The 22308-nt window shown below is 41.0% G+C and carries 31 protein-coding genes; 20 read left to right on the top strand and 11 right to left on the bottom strand.

Annotation, left to right across the window (positions count from 1 at the left end):
* Positions 1–15: 15 nt before the first annotated feature.
* Together GKC25_RS09315 and GKC25_RS09310 are read right to left on the bottom strand one after the other, a co-directional pair.
* On the bottom strand, positions 16–978 hold the full coding sequence (locus GKC25_RS09315; RefSeq protein WP_095285298.1) for a CgeB family protein: 963 nt from the start codon (positions 976–978) through the stop codon (positions 16–18).
* A 15-nt stretch (positions 979–993) separates the two neighbouring features.
* Positions 994–1395 (bottom strand): hypothetical protein, encoded by a 402-nt coding sequence (locus GKC25_RS09310; protein WP_034660958.1) that lies wholly within the window; start codon positions 1393–1395, stop codon positions 994–996.
* 207 nt (positions 1396–1602) lie between these two features.
* Between GKC25_RS09310 and cgeC the strand changes: the two genes are divergently transcribed.
* From cgeC to GKC25_RS09275, 7 genes are all read left to right on the top strand, one after another.
* A complete protein-coding gene (cgeC, locus tag GKC25_RS09305) occupies positions 1603–1923 on the top strand; it encodes a spore maturation protein CgeC (RefSeq protein WP_034660957.1) in 321 nt (106 codons plus the stop codon).
* A gap of 17 nt (positions 1924–1940) precedes the next feature.
* On the top strand, positions 1941–3236 hold the full coding sequence (locus tag GKC25_RS09300) for a glycosyltransferase family 2 protein (protein WP_034660956.1): 1296 nt from the start codon (positions 1941–1943) through the stop codon (positions 3234–3236).
* Between the two features lie 158 nt (positions 3237–3394).
* Positions 3395–4771, top strand: a complete 1377-nt coding sequence (locus GKC25_RS09295) for a sigma-54 interaction domain-containing protein (RefSeq protein WP_034660954.1) — start codon at positions 3395–3397, stop codon at positions 4769–4771.
* Positions 4772–4888: 117 nt separating this feature from the next.
* A complete protein-coding gene (gene ablA, locus GKC25_RS09290; RefSeq protein ID WP_034660953.1) occupies positions 4889–6289 on the top strand; it encodes a lysine 2,3-aminomutase in 1401 nt (466 codons plus the stop codon).
* A 2-nt stretch (positions 6290–6291) separates the two neighbouring features.
* A complete protein-coding gene (locus GKC25_RS09285; protein ID WP_080869528.1) occupies positions 6292–6573 on the top strand; it encodes a YokU family protein in 282 nt (93 codons plus the stop codon).
* A 79-nt stretch (positions 6574–6652) separates the two neighbouring features.
* Positions 6653–6877, top strand: a complete 225-nt coding sequence (locus GKC25_RS09280) for a YozE family protein (protein WP_034660951.1) — start codon at positions 6653–6655, stop codon at positions 6875–6877.
* A gap of 144 nt (positions 6878–7021) precedes the next feature.
* On the top strand, positions 7022–7702 hold the full coding sequence (locus GKC25_RS09275; protein ID WP_012010279.1) for a hypothetical protein: 681 nt from the start codon (positions 7022–7024) through the stop codon (positions 7700–7702).
* Here the strand turns inward: GKC25_RS09275 and GKC25_RS09270 are convergent.
* The gene (locus GKC25_RS09270) at positions 7699–7833 is read right to left on the bottom strand and encodes a hypothetical protein (protein WP_258182067.1); all 135 of its coding nucleotides are present in this window, start codon (positions 7831–7833) and stop codon (positions 7699–7701) included. The genes GKC25_RS09275 and GKC25_RS09270 overlap by 4 nt on opposite strands.
* A gap of 119 nt (positions 7834–7952) precedes the next feature.
* On the opposite strand from GKC25_RS09270, the gene GKC25_RS09265 reads away from it, so the two are divergent.
* From GKC25_RS09265 to GKC25_RS09245, 5 genes are all read left to right on the top strand, one after another.
* Positions 7953–8123, top strand: coding sequence for a YozD family protein (locus tag GKC25_RS09265; protein WP_066030762.1), 171 nt, complete (start codon positions 7953–7955; stop codon positions 8121–8123).
* 50 nt (positions 8124–8173) lie between these two features.
* Entirely contained in the window at positions 8174–8782 is a 609-nt protein-coding gene (locus GKC25_RS09260; RefSeq protein ID WP_187703919.1) for a phosphatase PAP2 family protein, read from the top strand.
* A 54-nt stretch (positions 8783–8836) separates the two neighbouring features.
* Positions 8837–9154: a YodL domain-containing protein gene (locus GKC25_RS09255; protein WP_095285295.1), complete on the top strand. Its 318-nt coding sequence runs from the start codon at positions 8837–8839 to the stop codon at positions 9152–9154.
* A 112-nt stretch (positions 9155–9266) separates the two neighbouring features.
* On the top strand, positions 9267–9962 hold the full coding sequence (gene deoD / locus GKC25_RS09250) for a purine-nucleoside phosphorylase (protein WP_012010274.1): 696 nt from the start codon (positions 9267–9269) through the stop codon (positions 9960–9962).
* 69 nt (positions 9963–10031) lie between these two features.
* Complete coding sequence (locus GKC25_RS09245; protein ID WP_342689767.1) at positions 10032–10862, top strand: M15 family metallopeptidase; 831 nt, start codon at positions 10032–10034, stop codon at positions 10860–10862.
* Positions 10863–10912: 50 nt separating this feature from the next.
* Here GKC25_RS09245 and GKC25_RS09240 read toward each other — a convergent pair whose 3' ends face one another.
* On the bottom strand, positions 10913–11164 hold the full coding sequence (locus GKC25_RS09240; RefSeq protein WP_003216113.1) for a hypothetical protein: 252 nt from the start codon (positions 11162–11164) through the stop codon (positions 10913–10915).
* Positions 11165–11256: 92 nt separating this feature from the next.
* Positions 11257–11955: a class I SAM-dependent methyltransferase gene (locus GKC25_RS09235; protein WP_342689766.1), complete on the bottom strand. Its 699-nt coding sequence runs from the start codon at positions 11953–11955 to the stop codon at positions 11257–11259.
* A 151-nt stretch (positions 11956–12106) separates the two neighbouring features.
* Between GKC25_RS09235 and GKC25_RS09230 the strand changes: the two genes are divergently transcribed.
* Entirely contained in the window at positions 12107–13492 is a 1386-nt protein-coding gene (locus tag GKC25_RS09230) for a S41 family peptidase (RefSeq protein WP_275718166.1), read from the top strand.
* Positions 13493–13533: 41 nt separating this feature from the next.
* On the opposite strand, the gene GKC25_RS09225 is transcribed toward GKC25_RS09230, so the two are convergent.
* The 3 genes from GKC25_RS09225 to GKC25_RS09215 all read right to left on the bottom strand — a co-directional run bounded on the left by GKC25_RS09225 (position 13534) and on the right by GKC25_RS09215 (position 16084).
* The gene (locus GKC25_RS09225) at positions 13534–15027 is read right to left on the bottom strand and encodes a sodium:solute symporter family protein (RefSeq protein WP_034660944.1); all 1494 of its coding nucleotides are present in this window, start codon (positions 15025–15027) and stop codon (positions 13534–13536) included.
* A complete protein-coding gene (locus tag GKC25_RS09220; RefSeq protein WP_034660942.1) occupies positions 15027–15230 on the bottom strand; it encodes a DUF3311 domain-containing protein in 204 nt (67 codons plus the stop codon). The genes GKC25_RS09225 and GKC25_RS09220 overlap by 1 nt, the downstream gene beginning before the upstream one ends.
* A gap of 236 nt (positions 15231–15466) precedes the next feature.
* The gene (locus GKC25_RS09215; protein WP_034660941.1) at positions 15467–16084 is read right to left on the bottom strand and encodes a nitroreductase family protein; all 618 of its coding nucleotides are present in this window, start codon (positions 16082–16084) and stop codon (positions 15467–15469) included.
* Positions 16085–16223: 139 nt separating this feature from the next.
* Here GKC25_RS09215 and GKC25_RS09210 point away from each other — a divergent pair, with 139 nt between their 5' ends.
* Both GKC25_RS09210 and GKC25_RS09205 read left to right on the top strand, forming a co-directional pair.
* Complete coding sequence (locus GKC25_RS09210; protein WP_034660940.1) at positions 16224–16556, top strand: winged helix-turn-helix transcriptional regulator; 333 nt, start codon at positions 16224–16226, stop codon at positions 16554–16556.
* Positions 16557–16631: 75 nt separating this feature from the next.
* Positions 16632–16847, top strand: coding sequence for a hypothetical protein (locus tag GKC25_RS09205; protein ID WP_034660939.1), 216 nt, complete (start codon positions 16632–16634; stop codon positions 16845–16847).
* A 40-nt stretch (positions 16848–16887) separates the two neighbouring features.
* Here GKC25_RS09205 and GKC25_RS09200 read toward each other — a convergent pair whose 3' ends face one another.
* Complete coding sequence (locus GKC25_RS09200) at positions 16888–17361, bottom strand: Hsp20/alpha crystallin family protein (protein ID WP_034660938.1); 474 nt, start codon at positions 17359–17361, stop codon at positions 16888–16890.
* A gap of 95 nt (positions 17362–17456) precedes the next feature.
* Here GKC25_RS09200 and rarD point away from each other — a divergent pair, with 95 nt between their 5' ends.
* The 4 genes from rarD to bshB2 all read left to right on the top strand — a co-directional run bounded on the left by rarD (position 17457) and on the right by bshB2 (position 19753).
* Complete coding sequence (gene rarD / locus GKC25_RS09195) at positions 17457–18362, top strand: EamA family transporter RarD (RefSeq protein WP_095285293.1); 906 nt, start codon at positions 17457–17459, stop codon at positions 18360–18362.
* Between the two features lie 78 nt (positions 18363–18440).
* Entirely contained in the window at positions 18441–18722 is a 282-nt protein-coding gene (locus GKC25_RS09190) for a hypothetical protein (protein WP_034660935.1), read from the top strand.
* Positions 18719–19069, top strand: coding sequence for a YojF family protein (locus tag GKC25_RS09185; protein ID WP_034660934.1), 351 nt, complete (start codon positions 18719–18721; stop codon positions 19067–19069). Before GKC25_RS09190 ends, GKC25_RS09185 begins: the two co-directional genes overlap by 4 nt.
* An 18-nt stretch (positions 19070–19087) precedes the next feature.
* Positions 19088–19753 carry a bacillithiol biosynthesis deacetylase BshB2 gene (gene bshB2, locus GKC25_RS09180; RefSeq protein ID WP_187703918.1) on the top strand — a complete coding sequence of 222 codons (666 nt, stop codon included), beginning with the start codon at positions 19088–19090 and terminating at the stop codon, positions 19751–19753.
* A gap of 47 nt (positions 19754–19800) precedes the next feature.
* On the opposite strand, the gene GKC25_RS09175 is transcribed toward bshB2, so the two are convergent.
* Both GKC25_RS09175 and GKC25_RS09170 read right to left on the bottom strand, forming a co-directional pair.
* The gene (locus GKC25_RS09175; protein WP_034660931.1) at positions 19801–21162 is read right to left on the bottom strand and encodes an MATE family efflux transporter; all 1362 of its coding nucleotides are present in this window, start codon (positions 21160–21162) and stop codon (positions 19801–19803) included.
* Positions 21163–21220: 58 nt separating this feature from the next.
* On the bottom strand, positions 21221–21346 hold the full coding sequence (locus GKC25_RS09170; protein WP_262416988.1) for a hypothetical protein: 126 nt from the start codon (positions 21344–21346) through the stop codon (positions 21221–21223).
* A 78-nt stretch (positions 21347–21424) separates the two neighbouring features.
* Between GKC25_RS09170 and cdaS the strand changes: the two genes are divergently transcribed.
* A complete protein-coding gene (gene cdaS / locus GKC25_RS09165) occupies positions 21425–22051 on the top strand; it encodes a sporulation-specific diadenylate cyclase CdaS (RefSeq protein WP_034660930.1) in 627 nt (208 codons plus the stop codon).
* The last annotated feature ends 257 nt before the right edge of the window (positions 22052–22308 follow it).

The raw sequence follows: 22308 nt of genomic DNA, 5'->3' as shown, positions 1-22308 counted from the left end.
GAGAAAAGCGCCCGGTCATAGGGCGCTTTTTACGATCTCATAAAGCCTGTGTGGAAATGTCTCAAATGTATTCCAGGAAACGACTTGTTCGTAATTGTTTCGTGCGATCGCTTTTCTTTTCTCGGCATTTGATCCATAATATTCAACCTGTTCCAGCAAATCGTCCTCATCTTTATAAAAAACGAAGCTTGAAAAAGCTTGCGGCGGTTGTAGATCCGTCAATTGAAAGCTTCCAGCTGCAGCGATATCAAACGCTCTGTTGTTCAGGCTTACATTTTGAATCATGGCTTTGTTTTTATTATAGGCAAACTGAGCCGGCCTGTGCGGGTTAAGAACAATCGCTGATTGCTGATAGATGTCCGCCATTTGCTGAGGGCTCAGCCAATTGGTCACTAGTGTGAGATTTCGATAATGTCTTCGTGACTTATTTAAATGACGATGCCATTCCTTACCTGCAACGAGAATCCGCCATTTGTTCTGTTGTAAGAGTGTATCAATGGCGATGATGCGGTTGGGATAAGGGTAGCCGGCGAGTGCAATGTCATAGTTGCACATCTCTTCAGGCGATTCGTTTTTTTGAAAAACACGTGTATTTGCCGGAATGGGAAAGTAGTGGGTGTGACCTATGCCCAATTGTTTGTAAAATGGCAAAGCTCCTTCATCAATCGTTAATATGAGCCGCGCATCACGTGTGCAAGCAGCTGACACATCTGTATAAAAGGGATCTTCTGTCATCCACAAAACGATCGGGATCTTTTCTTGTTTGAATTGATGAAGCACTTCGCTCGGAACATGATCACCGATCATCATCAAAACAAAATCCGGAGAAAATGTCCGGATTTTGTGCATGTGAGCGGGTAGAGATTCTCGATCAATTTTTACACATGAAAAGGGGGAATCAATGAAGCTCTCTTCTACCCATTGATCAAACATGTGATAGATTCCGCCGTAGCCAGAGCTGATATAAAGAAGCTTCATCATGACCCTCTCACATTAAGATGTGAACGTAACACTTTCAACTTTATCTACATCTAATAAAGTCGTTGCAGAGCCTGTTGGTGTGACTGAGCTTTCTTGTGTAACAAATACAACACCCGTTAAAGCATTGAATGCTACGAATTGAACTGGCCCGATTAAGTCTCCTGAGTCAGTGACAATGCTGATGACGGTTCCTGGTGCAAGTCTTGCAAAAATCCATCTTGCTGGCTGAGATACATCGAGTGTTGTAGCAGAATCTGAAGGTGATGCCTCAGCTGCCACTTCACTTAATAAATCGTTCAATTTTTCTTCCATTTGAACTCCTCCTTCTTCAAGATTAACTGTTAATGCACGAGTAAGTGGTTTGAAAAACACTTTCAATAGTTCTTTTTTTAATTCGGCACGCTTGTCGCTCATTTTTTCCCCATCCTTTCTTCATCAATTCAAACTCACCCCTATGTATATGCCGTTCACTTTTTTTGGTATAAGCAGAACGCTGATTCCTTGTTCTTTTTTTCATTTAATTACTTCACACATTTTTAAAAATGTTTTCAAATGCTGAGGCTAAATGAAGTGATTCTCATACTCTAGTAAAGATTAAATGTGAAGAGAGAGGGATTATGAATGGAATTTGAACAATTATTAAATGGTTGGAACGAAGAATTACTAGAAGCAGAAGGAGTACTTGAAGTCATCTTGATTTTACTTCTTCTTCGTCTTTTAGAAGAAAGTGAGGAAGAGAGTGTGTCAGACATCAAAGAATTACTTCGTCCATGGCTTGAGCTTGGCATTCCGCTGCCACGTGTTCATTTAGTCAATGGAGAGGTCCTTCAAAACGTAGTTGTTGTGCAGCTCTTTGATACAGTAGCGGTCTTTAAAAACGTGACAAATCAGCTAAGAGTGAATGTTCCTTACGTGAACATTGTCAGCTGGGGGGCTTTTTAATCTAATTAAAAAGGATAATGATCATGAAAGTATCGGTAATTTTAACAAGCTACAATAAACCTGATTTCATTGATCGTGTGCTAAAGAGTATGGTGGAACAAACGTATTCAAATTGGGAGCTTCTGATTATGGATGATGGCTCAGAACAAGGCACCCTCCAAAAGATCCAGCCCTATTTAGACGATGAACGCATTCATCTGTATTCACGCACGGTTCATCCTGCAAAACGGCTGTTAACCGTTCGGTATGCGACGCTTATTAATGAAGCGCTAACCCGTATAACAGGTCAGCTCATTTGTTATTTAACAGATGATACTGTGTATCATCAAGATCGTTTGCAGAAAATGGTGGATATTTTTCAGTCGAAGCCTCATATCGATATCGTGTATTCCTCGCAGCGGGTCGTGCATGTTGATAAGCATTTAGTTGAGACCATGAGCTTTGTCCGTGAAGCAGACCAAATCTTGGAGCATGCGTCCTTTCAAGTGGATCATTGTTCGGTCATGCACAGAAGGCGTTTGCTTCCGCTAATTCATGAAAAATACGGGCAATATTGGGATGATGGGCCGAAACACTGGCATCATGCAGATTCTGTTTTTTGGATGAGGCTGAATCAATTTGCCGCGTTTTTTCCATTAAGAGATGTACTTGATACAACGTATAAAACCCCTCATTCCTTTCATCATCTGTTTTCGAGTATGCCGTATGATCTCATTGACGGAACGGTGATTGAAAAGGAAGGGGATTACTACCAAATCGCAGGCGGCAATCTTCATGAAATTGAAAGGTGCTGGGTGAACGAAAAAAACAGGCGCGCGATTCGGGTGCCATCGTTATGTGCGATGAAATATGAGATGAAAGACATGCTGGCAGTACCAAATTATACAGTTGTCACGGCAGATCATGGAAAAACGTTCTATTATATTGAAGAACAGAAAAAAAGGCGATTTGCTGCAAAACGTGACGTGCAATATTTTCAGTTTCACCCTAAGGAGATCTATACGATTTCAAATGAACGGCTTCAGATGTTTGAAGATGGCGGCATGATTCAAGTTTCTCCAGTATTTAGTCCGCCAAACAGGCGGCTGTTTAAATGGAAACAAGATGTCTATTTACTGATGCACCATACCTTTTACCGTATTGATCCTGATGTCGTGAAGCGATTTGCTTTTTATCATCAGCCAATTAATTTATACCCTTCCCAATTTACGTTATTTCAAGAAGGAAAGCCGATAGTGCCGCTGTATATGGAATCGCTGCAAGAATTCGATATGTCTCTTTATCAAACATCAGGGCGAAAGCACTCCTCATAAGAGGGGTGCTTTTTTGACGCTATAGACAAAAAAAGCAGGAAGTTGCAAGGAAAAAGCGAAACATGAAAGGACAGGAGAAGGTGTGATGAAGATGATCAAGCCGCTGAAAATCCGGCAATAGACGCCGGTTTTTTGGCACTGAAAGTGAGGGGGAAAGAATGGGGAAAGTTGTCGAAAGAGCGGATTGGTTTGAATTAATTTTAGAAGCCATTGATGAAGCCATTCATGTTGTAGATGATCAAGGCATGACGATCTTTTACAATCATAATGCCGCTAAGTTTGACTGTTTACAAAAAGAAGAGGTGATTGGCAAGTACATCCTTGAGGTGTATCCCTCTTTAACAGAAAAAACAAGTACGCTTATGCATGTTTTGAGAACTGGGAAGCCCATTTATCATTCGCTGCAAACCTATTTGAATAAAAACGGAGAAAGAATTGAAACCGTCAACACGACATTGCCCATTATTGAAGAAAGCAAGTTAATAGGCGCGGTCGAAGTCGCAAAAGATGTATCGAAGCTGTCAGCCCTTTCAAATCGTTTAGATCAAAAAAAACGGATACACGATGTGGCTGGGGCAGAACAAATGCATGATTTTGCTTCATTTTTAACAAATGATCCGTTCTTAAAAGAAATGCTTGAAAAGGCAAAAAAAGCAGCTGCTTATCCGTCATCAGTTGTTGTCTACGGGGAAACAGGGACAGGGAAAGAAGTGCTCGTTCAAGCCATTGTTCATGAATCTGACCGGAAAAACCAAGTGTTCATTCCGCAAAACTGTGCAGCACTTCCAGAATCGCTACTTGAGAGCCTATTATTCGGATCTGTCAAAGGGAGCTATACGGGCGCAATTGATCGCAAGGGGCTCTTTGAATTGGCTGATGGAGGCACGCTTTTTCTTGATGAACTGCAAGCGATGCCGCTCACGCTGCAGACGAAATTATTACGTGTGTTAGAGGATGGTGTTGTGCGCCGTATTGGGGATGCAAAAGCGATTCAAGTGGATGTAAGACTCATTACTGCACTCAATATGGACCCATTTGAAGCGGTGAAAAAGCAAATTTTAAGAGAAGACTTATTTTATAGACTGCATGTGTCATCTTTTCATATCCCGCCGCTTCGTGAGAGAAAGCAAGACATCCCGCTGCTTTCCCGCCATTTCATTCAAACCTATCATCAGCAGTTTTCAAAAAACGTCAAACGCCTTTCTGAAGAAACGGAACAATTGTTTATGGCTCACCACTGGCCGGGAAACGTCAGAGAATTAAAACATACCATTGAGCATGCCGTATTGATGATGCCAAAGGAAGCGGAAGACATCACTCCTTCATACCTTCCTGCTCATTTACGTACGCAGAAGATCGAGGAAGAAACACCCGACGCCTCCTTAAAAAGTCAGGTTTCTTCATTTGAACAAACATTGATTCAAGAAGCTTTAAATCAGCATCATGGCAATATTAAAAAAACCGCCGCAGCCTTAAAAATCCCTCGACAAACGCTGCAGTATAAACTGAAGAAATATGCAGATGCCGAAAAATAGGCACCAACATCCATTGAATATCACGGGTAAAGCTCCTTTTGTAAAGAATAGGGGCATTTTCCCATGTTGGCACATAACTTGCATAGTATAAGGTGAATGCTGATAGGGGGAATGGATATGAATCAGAAACTGTATGAACCGGCGCGTCATTGGAAGGACATTGAGCTTTGGAAGGATGTACCTGAGGAAAAGTGGAACGACTGGATTTGGCAGCTGACGCATACCGTGAAAACGCTTGAAGATTTAGAGAAAATCGTGAACTTAACAGAAGAGGAAAGAGAAGGGGTGAAGATTTCCACCAAAACCATTCCACTCAACATTACACCCTACTATGCCTCACTGATGAATCCAGACGATCCAAGATGCCCAGTACGTATGCAATCTGTGCCAATCGCTGAGGAGCTGCATAAAACAAAATATGACTTGGAAGACCCGCTGCATGAAGATGAGGACTCACCTGTCCCGGGGTTAACGCATCGGTACCCAGATCGTGTGCTCTTTCTTGTAACAAATCAGTGCTCCATGTACTGCCGCTATTGTACGAGAAGACGTTTTTCCGGCCAGATCGGTATGGGCGTGCCAAAAAAGCAGTTAGATGCTGCCATTGGATATATTAGAGAAACACCTGAGGTGCGGGATGTGTTAATTTCCGGCGGAGATGGGCTCTTAATCAATGATCAAGTGCTTGAATACATTTTGAAAAACTTACGAGACATTCCGCACGTTGAGATCATTCGGATAGGAACCCGCGCGCCGGTCGTCTTTCCGCAGCGCATTACAGATGAGCTGTGCGAGATTTTGAAAAAATATCATCCGGTTTGGCTGAATACCCATTTCAATACAAGCATTGAAATTACGAAAGAAGCCAAAGAAGCGTGCGAACGTCTTGTGAATGCCGGCGTCCCTGTTGGTAATCAGGCTGTCATCCTTGCAGGTATTAACGACAGTGTGCCGATTATGAAGAAGCTGATGCACGATCTCGTGAAGATACGGGTCAGACCTTATTATATCTATCAATGTGATTTATCTGAGGGGATTGGCCACTTTAGAACACCAGTATCAAAAGGTCTTGAAATCATTGAAGGCTTAAGAGGGCATACGAGCGGGTATGCCGTGCCAAGCTTTGTTGTAGATGCACCAGGAGGCGGAGGAAAGATCGCCTTACAGCCAAATTATTTATTATCGCAAAGCCCTGACAAAGTCGTCCTTCGTAACTTTGAAGGTGTGATCACCTCTTACCCTGAACCAGAGCATTACGTCGCAGGGCAGGCAGATGCGTATTTTAATGAAATTTATGAAGAGAAACAAGAACCGGCAATTGGTGTTACCGCACTATTTCAGGATGAAGCGAAATCGTTTACGCCTGAGAATTTAAGCCGGATGAAACGAAGAGAAGCATATGAGACAAATCCTGAGCATGACACACTCAAAAACAAACGTGAAAAACGAGATGAATTAAAAGAGAAAAAATATCAAGCACAGCTCAAAAAAGATCAAACTGTAAAGGAGGAGAAATGACCTTGCTGACATGTGATTGGTGTGAGGAAAACAAAGCAAACGCAGAGCAGACAACAGTCTATTGGGAACTGATCACTGGCACACAATCAATTGAAATCATCGAAACACCGTCCATTTCCTGCACGCACTGCGGCATGTTATATCAAAAGGATGAGACGGTCAAAGAGATAGAAGATCAATTAATTTTAGTGGATCAGACAAAACTTCCAGAAAAAATTTCATACGAAGAATTAATGAGCATGGAGCGGTTATTAAAGCGAAATTACTTTGACTTTTCATCATAAGTTGTACCTCCGCCTATACAAGTCATCAAATTGCTGTATAATATAACAACAAAATAGAGTGTCGCGGAGGGAAAAACAGGTGAAGTCGTTTTACCATTATTTAATGAAGTACAGACATCCAAAACCGAAAGATGAAATCAGCCATTTTGCAAATGCTGCTTATGAGGATCACAGCTTCCCGAAAGCGTCCATTGATTATCATGAGCTGTGTGCCTATTTAGAATTAAATGGCGATTATTTGAGCTCAATGACAACATTTGACGAAGCGTTTGAGCAATATGAAGTAGAAGTCAAAAAAAAATAACAAACAACCGCTTGTTCCAGATGGGAGAAGCGGTTTTTTTATGAGAAATAAAATGGCGTTTTGCATGGTGTGGTTGCCCATGCAGAATTCCTTGCGCCGGCATACGATACGTTAAGACCAAAAGTCGGGCAAGGGGGAGACAGAATGAAGGCGAAAGCACCAAAATATCAAGTAGGGGATATTGTCGTCGTTGTCATGTACGGCACAGTCGGAACGATTACAAAAGTCCATCAAATTGACCAGCACTATTTGTATGAGGTCAATCATAATGAGGTGCTTTATTTTGAAACATCACTTCAGCTTTACGATGAGTACGACGGGGTGATTGTGGATACAGAAAAGCTGGACATTGAATATGAGTTCCTCATTGGCGATGTTGTATATGTAAAAGATTACGGAAAAGAGCTATTTAAAATTATTGGCCATCGGACTGAAATATGGCGATACCTTGATGACGGCTGGGAAGATGTCATTTACGAACTCACGAGGCTAAAGGACGGAGAGTGGCTGGAAACAGAAGAGGAAGACTTAACGCTTGTCCTGAGGAAGTATGAGATGGACCAGTTCGTTCATCAGCTTCTTTTTGTGCATTACGTCGGTGAAACCTCAAAAGAAATGGAAGAAGATATGGTTCAAACGGCTCTATTACAACTAGAAGAGAAACAAGAAAGCGAAGCATCACTAGAATTCCTCGCTGTATCTATAGTGGATGAGCTTCTTGATATATATAATGACTATAAAATTCTCTACGAATTTTTCGAAGATCCAGAATACAAGGATATGATGGATTTTATATTGGAAAGTTTACACGAACATTTTGGTTAAAGAAAGACTTGTCCTAACACGAATAAAAAATAAGGCACACAGAAAAAAACAATCACATAAAACCATCCCCTCAAGATACGGCCCATCACCTGATCAAACGTTTCTCCATCTAATATGCTTAACCATTTCATTGCCTCAAACCCCTTTTCTTTTTGTTTACTGCATTTATATGTATGGAATGAGCCATTATGACAAACTGTAATAAAAAACAGGCGTCGTTCATACATCATAAAAAAGGAGGCGGAATGTAATGAAAGAAGCAGATTTGGTGATTGATACAGAGGAAATTGCGGAATTCTTCTACATGGAGCTGGTCAAAAGAGGGTACATACCTGCTGAGCTGGAAACGTTTGAGCTGGCTGACATTACGTTTGAATATATGCTGAAAAAAGCAATGATAGTTGAAGAAGAGGCGTGGTAGGCACTATACTTTGAAGAGATTCTGAAGAGAGAGGGAGGAGAATCTTTCGCGTGTATATCCTATTTCTTTTGATTTTATTTGGCGCCATTGCTGCGCTCATGGTATCTGGTGCGGGTCAAGAATTGGACAACCAGATCATCTTATGGTTTGAGAGCATCAGACTCCCTTTTTTAAATAATGTCATGCTGACTTTGACGGACTTTGGCATTAGTGCGCTGCTCGTCCCAATCATGCTCATTTTTAGTGTCGTACTATTCATGTATAAGCGCTATTACTCTATCATGATGCTTTTTCTATTATATCTCACAGAAAAAACCATCAATCATGAACTAAAGGGGCTGTTTGCTAGAGAGCGACCGGCCTTTGATCATCTTGTCAATGAAACGTATTACAGCTTTCCGAGCGGACATTCGATGAATGCAGCCACAATCTATCCTTTTATAGCTTATCTATTAGTTGAAATGATTCCGTGGCTGAAAGAAAGACAAAAAATCGTCTACTTGATCACGGGGTTCTGTGTTCTTTTGATTGGGATCAGCCGAATGTATATCGGTGTTCATTATTTGACAGATGTTGCAGGCGGTTTTGCGATAGGACTTGCTTTATTTCTCATTTGTAAAAAGATTGACGAAAAATTGTCTGTCATTCGACAAAAATAGAAGAAGGAAATTGACAGACCCCAGCCAATTTTATATAAAAGGGGAGGGATTTGAATGCAATTGACGTTGAGATTTTTTCAAAAGAAACCTTCAGCATTTCACTTAACCATTTATCAGACACCTGAATATGGCGCTGCAAGCGGGCATCAGCCTGTGTACCGGACAAAGATTGGCGGCAGAACACACCTGGATGTTCTGGAAAAAGCATTCTCGACATTTAATGTACATGATACAGTCCCTAATGATTACAATGCACGGTTTATGACAACAGGTGATATTGTTGTGATTGATGATAAGAAGAAGGGAAAGTGCTATTATCAGCTTTTTCCGGCAGGATGGAAACGCAGTGAACGACTGATGACGATGAGTTAAATAGATGATTGACGATGCCAGCTTGAGCTTCAGCTGGTATTTTCTTTTTTAGGCTCAATCGTTTATACTAAATAGGATAAATCACATAGTAAACGTAAGTGGAGGCTAAAAAATGAGTGTACATATTGGAGCAGAAAAAGGACAAATTGCAGAAACGGTATTGCTGCCAGGCGACCCGCTTCGTGCGAAATATATTGCAGATACATATTTAGAAGATGTCGAATGCTATAACGAAGTGCGCGGAATGTATGGTTATACTGGAACCTACAAAGGAAAGCGCGTTTCTGTACAAGGTACCGGAATGGGCGTACCTTCTATTTCGATTTATGTGAATGAACTCATTCAAAGCTATGATGTTCAAAACTTAATCCGCGTCGGATCTTGCGGGGCTATCAAAAGGGATGTCAACGTGCGTGATGTCATTTTAGCTCAAACATCTTCAACAGACTCACAAATGAATCGTGTGGCGTTTGGACCGATTGATTACGCACCTTGCGCTGATTTTGGACTGCTTAAGAAAGCCTACGATACAGCAGAAGCAAAAAATGTCGCTGTACGTGTCGGTAATGTATTTACCGCAGACCAATTTTACAATGAAAAACCACTTGAACTCATGGCTCAATACGGTATCCTAGCGATTGAAATGGAGACAACAGCTCTTTATTCGCTTGCAGCAAAATTTGATCGAAAAGCGTTATCCATTCTGACAGTGAGTGATCATGTTCTCACAGGAGAAGAAACAACGGCTGAAGAGCGTCAAACGACATTTGACGAAATGATCTTAATTGCACTAGACTCCGTTTTATAATAGTATAAAGGGTGTGCTACGATGTAGCGCATCTTTATTTTTTTTAGAAGAGCAAAAGGAAGGTATGTCATGAAGAAAAGCTATAAAATACTCTCAATCGCATCGATTCTTGGTTTGACAGCCGCACTATCGGGCTGCCAGTTGCTGGATCAAAAAAGCGGTACATCTGAATCGAACAAAACAAACGAACAAAAGAGCGCAACAAATTCATCTACCCAGCAAAACTCAAACAATACAGCAGATTCATCGGATCAAGAGCTGACATTAAAGAGTGAATATTTCAATGACATCAAGGTGGTAAGTGGGTTGAAAACCATTCAAAATCCTGCAAACGTGCTAGCTCTTGTCAACAAAGAATACGCATTACCAGGAACCTATAAACCTTCTGATCTCGTTGTACCAAAAGTAGAATTCTCTTTTTCAGAGGATATTGAAAAACGATATATTCGTAAAGAAGCAGCGGAAGCACTTGAGAAGTTATTCAAAGATGCGAAAAAGAAAAACTTCGAGCTGGCTGCAGTATCTGGCTATCGCTCCTATGACCGTCAAAAAGTCATTTTTGATAGTGAAGTCAAATTAAAAGGCAAAGACAAAGCGCAGGAAGCAGTAGCTTTACCAGGCGAAAGTGAACATCAAACAGGCCTTGCCATGGACATTTCCTCAAAAAGTGCCGGCTTTGACATCTCTGAAAAGTTTGGTGAAACACCTGATGGCAAATGGGTGGCTAAAAACGCCTATAAATATGGTTTTATCATTCGTTATCCAAAAGGAAAAGAAGATATTACAAAATATGAATATGAGCCGTGGCATCTGCGCTATGTTGGAAAAGAAGCAGCAAAAGCGATGCATGATCACGATTTAACATTTGAAGAGTACATGAACAAAGTGAAGAAAATCTAATCAAATAAAAAGGCCTCCCAGCTATTCGGGGGGCCTTCTTTATTCTTCTTTTAAAAAAAGAACAATCCTGCTAATGCGAAACCTGTAATGAAACCAAGCCCGATGCCATAAGCGGCACCCCAGCCGTAATACCCTCCGTAATAACCAAAGCCAAAGCCGCCGCGAGAACCGCCGACTGGACGAATATACACTTTACGGTTTGTCACCCGCTCAATGCGTCCGACATGTACTCTGCCATTACGATCTGTGATTCTAGCGACTTTTCCCATGTGCTGCTGACAAAGCTTTTGATAGCGCTCCATATTTTTCCTCCTTATGACAAACTCTGTTCACTCTTATCCTATGCGAGAGACCTCATAGAGTTTGGACAAAACATATAGGAGATTCGCTCATTTTATACGGTACATTCAAATAGAATGTGGCTTAGCTGCTTCCGGTGCGCTTGAATCAGATCGTAGTGTGTTTGCAGCGTTTCGTAAAGAGAAGGGGGGATGTGTTCAGATAATTCCATTTCTGTCGGCTCCTCCTGTACCATGTGTTCATCAAATGAGAGAATGCGAAAGTCATGGAATCCTGCTGCTTTTAGCTGCTCCTTCCATTCTTCAAGTGAAAAGAGTGAGTGGAACCCGTAAAAATCTCTTACGGTGGCGAGCTCCTCTGGTGTAAGTGGTGCTTTTAACACAGCTTCATTTGCGATCATTTGACTTCCAGGGGCAAGCACTCGTTTGATCTCAGCAAGTGCAGCAGGAAGGTTTGTGAAGCTTAAAACAGATTCACTGATGAGAAGAGTGAACGCTTCATCTGGAAATGGCAGCTGTTCAATCGATGCTTGCAATGCGCGGATCGGCAGTTCTCCTCGCTCAAATCGCAAGTTGGCCTTTTCAATCATCAAAGGGTGTGTATCAATCGCCTCTACCTGATAACCGATATTTCCTAAATATGCCGCCGTTTGTCCTGTCCCGCATCCCGCATCCAGTATACGTGCATCCGGCGTCAATTTTATATGCTCAAGCATCGTTTTTGTTAACTCAATTCCGCCAGGATGGGCACTGGATACGCCAAAATAGGCAAGCATTTCTACATAATCACTCATAAAATCCCTTCTTTCCTTATCAAGTTCCTCTTTAAAGATTATGCAATGCAAGGTCAAATGGCTTATCTTTTCAAAGAGAACTTCGATCCTTTGGTTGACGGATGAAGCATCGTCCTTGATAATAATGAAAGGAGATAAAGGTGGTGTTTTTTTGAAAAAACAATTTAAGTTCGTGATCGCCATTCTGGTGACAGCGGCCCTGTCCTCTGCGATTACATTTGTGATCACAAAACAAGGGGCTGTCAGTGTCTCAGGAGACGAGAAGTTTAGTAAACTCATGGCGGCGTATACGAAGGTAAAAGATGAGTATTACGAAAAAACGGATGATCAAAAACTAGTAGATGGTGCGATTCAAGGAATGATTGCATCACTTGATGATCCATACTCTACATATATGGATCAGGAGGAAGCCGAAGGATTTAACAACACCATTTCATCATCATTTGAAGGAATTGGTGCACAAGTAGAAGAGAAGGATGGGCAAATTTTAATTGTCGCGCCGATTAAAGGCTCTCCTGCTGAAAAAGCTGGTTTGAAACCTCATGATCGTATTTTAAAGGTGGATGGGAAAAGCACAAAAGGCATGTCGGTCAATAAAGCAGTTTCTCTTATTAGAGGGAAAAAAGGAACGGATGTCAAGCTGCACCTTAACCGCCAAGGAGTGGGCAATGTTGATGTGACGATCACAAGAGACACCATTCCGCTTGAAACGGTGTATGCAAAACTCACAAAAGACAAAATAGGAGAAATCCAAATTACGTCCTTTGCTGAAACAACAACGAAAGAGCTAGATAAAGCCATTGATGACCTCGAGAAAAAAGGGGCAAAAGGCTTTGTCATCGACCTGAGAGATAATCCAGGCGGCATTATGACAGAAGCGATTGAAATGAGTAATGACTTTATCGATAAAGGGAAAGTCATCATGCAAGTTGAAGAAAAAGGGAAGAAAGAAGAGTACAAGGCTGAAAAAGAACGTAAAGTTCATCAGCCGGCAGTTGTTCTTGTAAATGGCGGCTCAGCCAGCGCTGCTGAAATCATGGCGGCGGCTCTGCACCAATCTTCAGGTATCAAAATTATTGGTGAAAAGACATTTGGTAAAGGAACTGTTCAAAATGCACAAAGCTATAATGATGGTTCTAGCGTCAAGTTAACCATTGCCAAGTGGCTGACGCCGGATGGTTCTTGGATTCACAAAAAAGGAATTGAACCACAGGTCAAAGCATCGCTCCCAAGTTATGCAAAGCTGCCATACTTAAGTCCGAAAAAATCGTATCAGCTGAATGACAATGGAGATGAAGTCAAAGCGGCTCAAAAAATGTTCCAAGCGCTTGGCTACAAAGCAAAAGCAAATGGTGAGTACGATCAAGCTTTCCAGTCTATCGTCAAACGCTTCCAAACAGACAACGATCTGAAAACAGACGGTATTCTGACAGGAGATACAACGACATTACTGATGACAAAGATCCAAGATAAGCTAAAGAACAATGATACACAAATGAAAAAAGCCATTGAAGTTTTGAAAAAAGAAATGAAATAAAGAAAGAGCAGTCCTCATAAGGGGGACTGCTCTTTTTATGTTTACGCGTTGTTTACAGTCGCTTCTGTTTTTTCGTTATCTTTTTCAAAAAGATCATTTATGACAGAATTGTCTGTGACATGCTTTTGGAAGAATGGATTCAAGATCAAGATGACCACAACGTTTGCTAGTAAACCGAGAAAACCTTCATAAAGACCGAACGTGACTTGTGAGATATTGGCTGTAAAGGTGACGATGATGCCAACAACTAACCCCGCAATCGTTGCTTCTCTCGATTGTTTTTTCCAGAACAAGCTGATCGCAATGGCTGGGAAAATTTGAACCATTCCTGAAACGCCAATGAGCTGAAGCGTTACAAGTGCTGTTGGGAAGAGCATCCCAAATAAAAGGGCCAGTCCGATGACGATAAACACCATTGAACGTGTAATGATGGTCAATCTTTTTGGTGATACATTCGGATGAATTAAGTCACGGTATAAATTATTGGCAAATAAATTCGATGCGCCAATGGCCATGATCGAGCATGGAATGAGGGAAGCCAGTGCAATTGTTGAATAAGCGAGGCCCTGCATCACACCACCATATGACGTTTGAATTAAATGAAGAAGAGCAAATCTTGGATTTGTATCTTCAGGTAAGACTAAAAAGGCAATAAATCCAAGGAAGATGACCAAAATCAATACGATGTTATAAAGAGGCAAAAACATACTGTTTTTACGGATGGCATCTGCACTTTTGGCTGTAAAAACCCCTGTTGCCGCATGCGCCCACATAAACAAAGCAAGGGCAGAAACGCCTGAAGCGGTAATGAACCATAAAATGCCTTTAGGACCGCCGTCAGGGATCGTCAGAAGCTGTGGCGCTTCCTTAGCTAACGTATTCATCATCGGGGTCCAGCCGTTAAAATGAATGATTGGCAGTGAAACCACCATAAACAGCATGATGACCCAAACGAGAATATCCTTAATAATGGCTGTATATGTAGGACCTTTAATACCACTGAAAAATGTATAAAGTGCGACTAAAATAAATGAAATAATAACAACTGCATTCACATTAATATAACTAGTACCAGCGACAGTTAACGTATCTTGAATCCCGCTCAGCTGAAGACAAATATAAGGAATCAGCATAAGTACTCCAATAATCGCAATCAAACTGGATAACAGCTTGCTGTCAAACCGCTCACGTGCATAATCAGCGAGCGTTGTGAGGTTGTGATTTTTCGCAACCGTCCATAGCTTTGGTAAGAAGAAATAAGCAATAAAATACGCTAGAACTGAATAGGGGATAGCGAAAAAAGCGACACTTCCAGCTGTATAGGCTGTACTAGTGAGCCCTAAAAAGGTATAAGCGGTATATAAATCTGCGCCTACGAGGAACCAGACGAGCAGACCGCCAAATTTTCTCCCGCCGACAGACCATTCCTCTACTGACTGTCTCGATGATTTATCCCGGCCAGCGGCAAATCCGATGACCACGACGATGAAAATAATACTTGCAGTAATCAATAAAGCTGTTAAATTTCCTTGCATTAGTCAGTTCCTCCATTTGAATGTTGCATCCGGTAAATGATGAATGTGCAGATTGGTGTGAGAACAATCCATAGTAAGAGCCAGAAGTGGAAAAAAGGAAGCCCTATCACAAATGGATGAATACGATTTGCAAAGGGCAGCAGTGCGAGCTGTCCGATGAATGGAATCGCTATAAGTAGTGCCAGTATCAATTTTTTATTCATGATTCCCTCCTGAATTTTTTGTAATTTCATAATAATAGCAGTTGTCAGATTAGATCACAAGACCATTTTCAGAAAAAACAATCATTTTGGCGAATATCATACTAATATAACGCTTTCATTCTTAAAAAGGAGAAAGGGTGAAGGTGAAAAGGGGTAAAGTGAAAAGAAAGTATGTAGGAATAATATTTAAACCAAATAAAAAAAGCCTCAGCATGAAAGCTGAGGCCTTGCCAATTTTAAAGGAAATCAGATACTTGTTCGATGTCGAAACGATTGCTTTTATGAGCTTCTTTCGCTGCTTTACCAACTGAAATCAACATGACTGGCTCATAACGGCCGCTTACATTGAATTCTTTGATGAAGGCGTCTTTACTGAAACCACCCATTGCGCATGTATCATAGCCCATTGCTTTTGCAGCAATCATTAATTGCATAGCAGCTAATGAAGCATTTGAATACGCAGCTTCACGTGCATACTGCTCGCTTTGGTATGCGCCATTGATTTGAGTCATCAATGTTTCTTTGATGTCTTCAGTAATGAAGCCTTGTTCTGCCAGCTCACTGTAGATTTTTTCACCATTTTGATTGGCTTCAAGATCACCTAGTACAGCAATAACAGCTGATGCTTGTGAGATTTGCTTTTGGTTGTAAGCGATTGGAAGTAACTTCGCTTTAGATTCAGCACTATGGAAAACAGTGAAATGCCAATGCTGAAGGTTCCACGCAGATGGTGCTTTAGTTGTGATATCAAGAAGCTCTGTTAACTCTTCTTTTGTCATTTCATGAGTTGTATCATACTCTTTTACTGAAGCTCTTTGTTTTAAAATGTCAATTGTTTTTTGATCAGTCGCCATATGGATATTTCCTCCCGTTTTTGCAAATAGTATGGTACAATAACTAAAAAAGTGAGAAACTTACTTATTGTAACTAGAGCTATTTTAAATTGTATACCGTTAGTTTGTCAAACAATCATGAAAAGAAAGGCTGAAATTTATGGAATTTCAATTATGTCCACACATTCAGCAAGCTTTTTTACTGCTAGGCAAAAGGTGGAATGGTCTCATTATTCATGTATTGCTTGATGGTCCAAAGCGCTTTAAAGACATGACGGACATTATCCCATCTATCAGTCAAAAAATGCTCGCAGAGCGTTTAAAAGAACTTGAGCAAGAAAGGATTATAGAGCGAACTGTTCTGCCTGAGACGCCTGTTAAAGTCATTTATTGTTTAACTGAAAAAGGAAATGCGCTAAATAATGTGTTTCATGAGGTATCTAGGTGGGCAGGGGAGTATACAGAATCTCATGAAAAAAAGGAGCAAGCCTAGTTTCAGGTTTGCCCAAACGTTTTGACTCCTGATGAATATGCTGATGTTAGGCACATGACAAAGGAGGAGAAATGCATGTACCCTCATACTCCGTATTTCCGAGGCGGCGCCCCTGGCATTCCGCCATATGAATCCAGAGTCCCTTTGTTTTTTGGTTTTGGCGCTCCTTTAGTCGGCGGACTGCTTGGCGGATTTTTAGGAAGTGCGATTTTTAATTATCCCCGTCCATATTACCCACCACCACCGCCTGCTCCACCACCTTATGGCGGCGGATATCCACCATACTATTAAGAAAAAAGAGTAAGCCTGCTTCTATATGAAAGCAGGCTTTTTATAATGGAATATCGATTTCAGAGATCCCCGGATCATCATGCTTTAAAAACATAATCTCCAAAATACCATCCTGATACGAAGCCTTCGTTCCTTTTCTTTTTACAGCAGCAGGAAGGACAACTTTCTTCTGCGTGCCTTCCTCAGGAAAATGATCAATAAACAGCAGGTTGGCTGTATGTTTGATTTTTACTTTTTCTGTGTTCGGCCGAGCAAGCTCAATTTTAACGAACACGTGATCAGTGGTTTCGAACACTTCCACTTCGGGTTCTTTTTCTTTTTTGACGTCTGTTTCTCTCGTTTTTTGATGTTGAGAGAGTGGATCCTGAAAAGGGAACTGAGCAGGATAATTGGAGCCGAATACACTTTCCATCACTTGATTGACATACTGCTCAACGTCTTTAGGGTCTGAATTCTTTAAGGCTTCTTTTGAAAATTGCTTTTGAAAAGGGAATAATCGGTTCCAGTCAAACATGCAAATCATCCTTTCTAAATGCCCTGAATTAGTATATGCCCATTCACCTGAGTGCGTGCTATAATATACGATAGGTTTAGAAAGGAATGGTTAGATTGAACGATCAGCAACAATCAAAAGGTGTTCTCTATACGGCAGCATCTTTTACATTATGGGGACTATTCCCTTTATATTGGAAACTGATGGAGCATATTTCGTCAGGCGAAATTTTAGCGCACAGAATTTTATGGTCATTTGTTTTTATGTGCGGTATTCTACTGTATTTAAAACAAGTCCGGCCGGCGATGCAGACAGTGAAGGGGCTCATGCTGGATGGTAAAGCACTTTTTTCACTACTTTTATCTGCTATTTTAATTTCGGTTAACTGGTATGTGTACATTTGGGCAGTCAATCACCATCTCATGCTAGAAGCTAGTTTAGGGTATTATATTAATCCGCTTGTCTCTGTTTTACTAGGCATCATTTTCTTGAAAGAGCGGCTCAATAAATTACAAACCATTGCGATACTAATTGCCGCCACTGGGGTGATTCTTTCCACGATTCAGTACGGTTCATTTCCTGTCGTTGCGATATTACTTGCCTTTAGCTTCGGTTTTTATGGATTGATTAAAAAAAGAATGAGCTTCACGAGTGCAATTGGATTGACAATTGAAACGCTGCTTTTAGCCCCGGCGGCCCTTGTGTACTTATTGTTCTTCTTAAAAGAACCTGTGGTGACAATGAATCCTAACAGCTTCGGATCGCTTGGTCTCTTATTCTTTGCAGGGGTTTTTACAGCGGTGCCACTTCTTTTATTCTCTGAAGGCGCAAAAAGAATTCCTCTTTATCAAGTGGGCATTTTACAATACATTGCACCGACGATTACGCTGTTTTTGGGGTTATTTGTGTATCACGAGCATTTATCTTCAGCTAAAATCGTGACGTTTCTTTGTATCTGGGTGGCGATTTTATTATTTACTACCTCTCAATTACGCATGAAAAAAACAGCGAATTCTCATTAAGTGGAACAAGCAGTTTGCTTTTTTTTGAATGCGGATCATGTCATAATAAGTTGTTACCAAAACTGTAGAGGTGATTACATGTCATCTGCCAATGAGCTTGCAGCCGCTTATCAATCTTTATGGAAAAATCGTCAGCTTGATGTCGATGATATGTCTTCTTTACTCGAGGCGATATGTGATGATTTAAGCGATGCGCGCACTCATCCGCGGGCGAGAAAATCATTCCATCAAAAATATGTGCTCGCTGTAGAGAGAATATTAGAAAGTGAGCTTGAGCATGATCATCAGCTGCAGCTGATCAGCTTACATACAAAAAAGCTGCGAGAATTAATTCAAAATGAAGGAAGGAACCACTCATGAAACCAATTCAAACGGAAGATGTCACAACACATCTTGAATCGTTTTTAAATCGTCCAGTTTTCGTTCATCTTGAAACGACAACTGGTTCTTATTCAGCTCATGTAAATGAACAAAATATGACGGTCGTGGCTTATATCCGAAATGCGAAAGTCGTCTATTCACAGGCGAAAATAAAAGGACAAGGTCCGTACCGTGTTGGAATGAAAACAGAAGATGGCTGGATTTACGCAGAAGGATTAACGGATTATGTGTTTGATGACCATGGCCGCCTGCTGTTAGCAGGGCACTTGCCAGACGGAAAACTAGCGATCTCATTACAAATTAGTGAAACACCATTTCAGGTGTAGAAGAAAGGGTGACGAGTCATGAACGAACATGTACTAGTGATGTTGCCTCACCCAGATGATGAATCCTTTGGGGTTGCAGGTCTCATTGCACAAAGCAGAAAACGCGGAATCCCAGTCACGTATGCATGCGGGACACTTGGGGAAATGGGCAGAAATATGGGCAGCCCAACATATGCCAATCGCGAAACACTTCCTGAATTAAGAAAACAGGAATTAATCAATGCCTGCAAAGAAATGAATATCACAGACTTACGTATGCTTGGACTTCGTGATAAAACATTGGAATTTGAAGACGACGAGTATTTAGCTGATGTGATGGAAAACATCATTGATGAAGTCAAACCTACACTGATTGTCACGTTTTATCCAGGACACGGTGTACATCCTGATCATGATGCGACAGGAGAAGCGGTTATTCGCGCTCTTTACCGTAAGAAAAAAGAAGACCGTCCTGTCACATACTGCATGGCCATTACAAGAAATAGAGAAGAAGTGCTGGGAAATGCAGATATTATGATCGACATTACAGATGTAGCAGATATCAAATTAAATGCACTGAGAGCGCATAGAACGCAAACAGAAGGCATGCTGAGAGAGCTTGAACAGAAGCTGAAAAACAAAGAACCTGTCGTCCAAAAATGGTTCGATGAAGAAATTTTCTGGACGTACCAATGGAATGACTAAATAAAAAAGCAGCTGACATCGATCAGCTGCTTTTTTTTGTGTCGTATTTAGTGATTGAGCGCTTGCTGAAGCAAGCGTTTTTCAATCAATCTGAGGCGGATAAAGAGGACGACGGCACCAGCGGCAAGTCCTGCAATGAGACCAATCCAATAGCCAAATGCCCCAAATGAGGTATAGGTGCCAATCAAATAGCCGGAAGGAAGACCGATCACCCAGTAAGAAACAAATGCGGCAATGAGCGTATAGTTCACATCTTTATAGCCGCGCAGAGCCCCTTGAATGGGTGCAGCAATTGCATCTGACAGCTGGAAAAAGATCGCATAAATCAAAAAGTGCTGTGTCAACTGTAAAACAGCCGATTCAGCTGTGTATAAACCAGCAATCTCTGGTCTAAATAACAAAATGAGTGCCGCCGTACACAATGAGAATAATACCGCCGTTCCAATTCCGATATAGCTGTAGTTTTGCGCGTCTTTATACCGCTTGGCACCGGATTCAAACCCAACGACAATTGTTAAAGCCATTGAGATACTGAGCGGTAAAATATATAAGATAGAAGCAAAGTTCATCGCAGCCTGGTGACTTGCAATCGTCACAGTATCAAAGTGACCCATTAACAGCGTGACAGCTGCAAAGATACTCGTTTCAAAAAAGATCGCAAACCCAATAGGAAGACCGATTTTCAGTATTTGCCCCATACGGGAGATATTGATTCGAGGCAGTTTTTGAAACAAACGAAATGAGGCAAATGGTTCTGCTTTCATGACAATACAAATACTCATGATGAAAATGGCCCAATACGTCATCGCAGATGCAAGGCCAGCTCCCGCACCGCCAAGCTTTGGAAAGCCAAAATTCCCAAAAATAAATACATAGTTTAAAGCAAAGTTAATAGGAAGTGCTGTTAACGTGATGAACATCGTCACACGTGTTTTCCCTAATGCATCAATAAATGACCTGAGTACCGAATAACCAAACAGCGGGATGATACCAAAAGCAAGAAAACTGAGAAAATGCCGCGCAATATCCTCTACGGATTGCTCAAGTCCAAGTCCACCTAATACGTAAGGGATGCTGATTGTACCAATCGCAATCACACCGATACTTAAAAGAAAGGATAAATAAATCGCCTGAAAGACAGCCTTGGGAACATCTTTTTTATGCCCAGCGCCCATCAGCTGAGCGACAATCGGCGTAACGGCCATTAATATACCAGCAAGTCCTGTATAAACGGGTGTCCAAATACTAGAACCGATCGCAACACCCGCAAGGTCTTCTGCACTCACTTTTCCAGACATTACGGTATCTAAAAACGTAATCAGCGAAAGACCCGCTTGAGTGATTAAAATCGGAATCAAAATGGTTAAAAATAGTGTCACCTTAGCTCGAATGCTATTTGTTTCTCTCATCATAAGTTCCTCTCTGAACAGAAATAACGAGAGGATTATATCATGCTATGTAAAAAAATCAATTCCCCGTCGGATTATTTTTCTTAGATGGCTTCGTTTTTTTAAACATTTGGGCATAAATAAAGGAAAGACTGACAACACCTAAAATGCTGCAAGCATATTGAATCACTTTCTGAATGGTCATATTAAGTCACCTCCATATCAATAGAATGCGCATAATTTGTTATTTTATGACAACAAAAAGGAGGAGGGAAAAGGTCAAATGATCAATCGTACGAATGAAGAAGCGCTATTTAAAGTGGACATGAGAACACACTTGATGAAAATCATGAAGGATGCAAGTGACATTATTGATTCCCTTGATGAGATCGAGCAATGTCTACTTTGTGATCTCGAGTCATTACATGATGAGTTTAATGAAATGCACGCAGAGGCTTCCTCGTTTTATTTGCAATCGTATATGGAAGAATTCACACCTGGATTTGCTCAATTTTCGTTAGCCATTGAGAACTTATCAAAACAAAAACACGGGGCACTTATTGTGATTCAAAGGCGTGATGAGGTTGAGGATTTTATTCAAAAAGGGACAAATCTTCATGCGAAAATTAGTGCTTCATTAATAGAAAGCATTTTCTACCCAGGAAATCCACTTCATGATGGTGCTCTTTTAGTCAAAGAGAATACACTCGTATCTGCTGCAAATGTGCTCCCGCTTACTTCAAAAAAAGTTAGTCCTTCTCTCGGGACAAGACACAGGGCTGCGATCGGACTCTCCGGTATGACCGATGCACTTGTTCTCGTCGTATCAGAAGAAACGGGGAAAATGTCGTTTGCGAAAGAAGGAGTCCTTTATCCGCTCACTGTAAAAGAACCTGAAATAAGGAAATAAAAATGAATCGCTGCATTCTTCATTCGGAAGGATGCTTTTTTTCATTTGAGGAGAAAAAACAGCCAATTGAGTAAAAAGTCATTTGATACAGAAAAATTTGTCATGTAGAATAGAACTATGAAACTAGCACCGTGCTTGTTTTGACAAATTTCTAAACGTCAACTTAAAAATTCCTTAAAAAATGTTTATAAATACAGCAAACTGCCGATAGAAACGATATGGCTTTGTTTTAGCATTTTGAGTTGGCTGCTTTAGCC

Origin of the sequence: Bacillus pumilus, from assembly GCF_038738535.1 — a bacterium.
GTDB lineage: Bacteria > Bacillota > Bacilli > Bacillales > Bacillaceae > Bacillus.
This window is presented reverse-complemented; position numbering and strand designations above follow the sequence as displayed.

Coding starts and splice junctions, on each gene's coding strand:
- bshB2 (WP_187703918.1), top strand. CDS start 19,088: ATGAACGAACATGTACTAGTGATGTTGCCTCACCCAGATGATGAATCC.
- GKC25_RS09275 (WP_012010279.1), top strand. CDS start 7,022: ATGAAGGCGAAAGCACCAAAATATCAAGTAGGGGATATTGTCGTCGTT.
- GKC25_RS09200 (WP_034660938.1), bottom strand. CDS start 17,361: ATGTTTGACTGGAACCGATTATTCCCTTTTCAAAAGCAATTTTCAAAA.
- GKC25_RS09220 (WP_034660942.1), bottom strand. CDS start 15,230: ATGAATAAAAAATTGATACTGGCACTACTTATAGCGATTCCATTCATC.
- cgeC (WP_034660957.1), top strand. CDS start 1,603: ATGGAATTTGAACAATTATTAAATGGTTGGAACGAAGAATTACTAGAA.
- GKC25_RS09245 (WP_342689767.1), top strand. CDS start 10,032: ATGAAGAAAAGCTATAAAATACTCTCAATCGCATCGATTCTTGGTTTG.
- GKC25_RS09265 (WP_066030762.1), top strand. CDS start 7,953: ATGAAAGAAGCAGATTTGGTGATTGATACAGAGGAAATTGCGGAATTC.
- GKC25_RS09225 (WP_034660944.1), bottom strand. CDS start 15,027: ATGCAAGGAAATTTAACAGCTTTATTGATTACTGCAAGTATTATTTTC.
- GKC25_RS09240 (WP_003216113.1), bottom strand. CDS start 11,164: ATGGAGCGCTATCAAAAGCTTTGTCAGCAGCACATGGGAAAAGTCGCT.
- GKC25_RS09235 (WP_342689766.1), bottom strand. CDS start 11,955: ATGAGTGATTATGTAGAAATGCTTGCCTATTTTGGCGTATCCAGTGCC.
- ablA (WP_034660953.1), top strand. CDS start 4,889: ATGAATCAGAAACTGTATGAACCGGCGCGTCATTGGAAGGACATTGAG.
- GKC25_RS09215 (WP_034660941.1), bottom strand. CDS start 16,084: ATGGCGACTGATCAAAAAACAATTGACATTTTAAAACAAAGAGCTTCA.
- GKC25_RS09295 (WP_034660954.1), top strand. CDS start 3,395: ATGGGGAAAGTTGTCGAAAGAGCGGATTGGTTTGAATTAATTTTAGAA.
- deoD (WP_012010274.1), top strand. CDS start 9,267: ATGAGTGTACATATTGGAGCAGAAAAAGGACAAATTGCAGAAACGGTA.
- GKC25_RS09170 (WP_262416988.1), bottom strand. CDS start 21,346: ATGACCATTCAGAAAGTGATTCAATATGCTTGCAGCATTTTAGGTGTT.
- cdaS (WP_034660930.1), top strand. CDS start 21,425: ATGATCAATCGTACGAATGAAGAAGCGCTATTTAAAGTGGACATGAGA.
- GKC25_RS09210 (WP_034660940.1), top strand. CDS start 16,224: ATGGAATTTCAATTATGTCCACACATTCAGCAAGCTTTTTTACTGCTA.
- GKC25_RS09310 (WP_034660958.1), bottom strand. CDS start 1,395: ATGAGCGACAAGCGTGCCGAATTAAAAAAAGAACTATTGAAAGTGTTT.
- GKC25_RS09205 (WP_034660939.1), top strand. CDS start 16,632: ATGTACCCTCATACTCCGTATTTCCGAGGCGGCGCCCCTGGCATTCCG.
- GKC25_RS09175 (WP_034660931.1), bottom strand. CDS start 21,162: ATGAGAGAAACAAATAGCATTCGAGCTAAGGTGACACTATTTTTAACC.
- GKC25_RS09190 (WP_034660935.1), top strand. CDS start 18,441: ATGTCATCTGCCAATGAGCTTGCAGCCGCTTATCAATCTTTATGGAAA.
- GKC25_RS09300 (WP_034660956.1), top strand. CDS start 1,941: ATGATCATGAAAGTATCGGTAATTTTAACAAGCTACAATAAACCTGAT.
- GKC25_RS09270 (WP_258182067.1), bottom strand. CDS start 7,833: ATGAAATGGTTAAGCATATTAGATGGAGAAACGTTTGATCAGGTGATG.
- GKC25_RS09315 (WP_095285298.1), bottom strand. CDS start 978: ATGAAGCTTCTTTATATCAGCTCTGGCTACGGCGGAATCTATCACATG.
- GKC25_RS09255 (WP_095285295.1), top strand. CDS start 8,837: ATGCAATTGACGTTGAGATTTTTTCAAAAGAAACCTTCAGCATTTCAC.
- GKC25_RS09185 (WP_034660934.1), top strand. CDS start 18,719: ATGAAACCAATTCAAACGGAAGATGTCACAACACATCTTGAATCGTTT.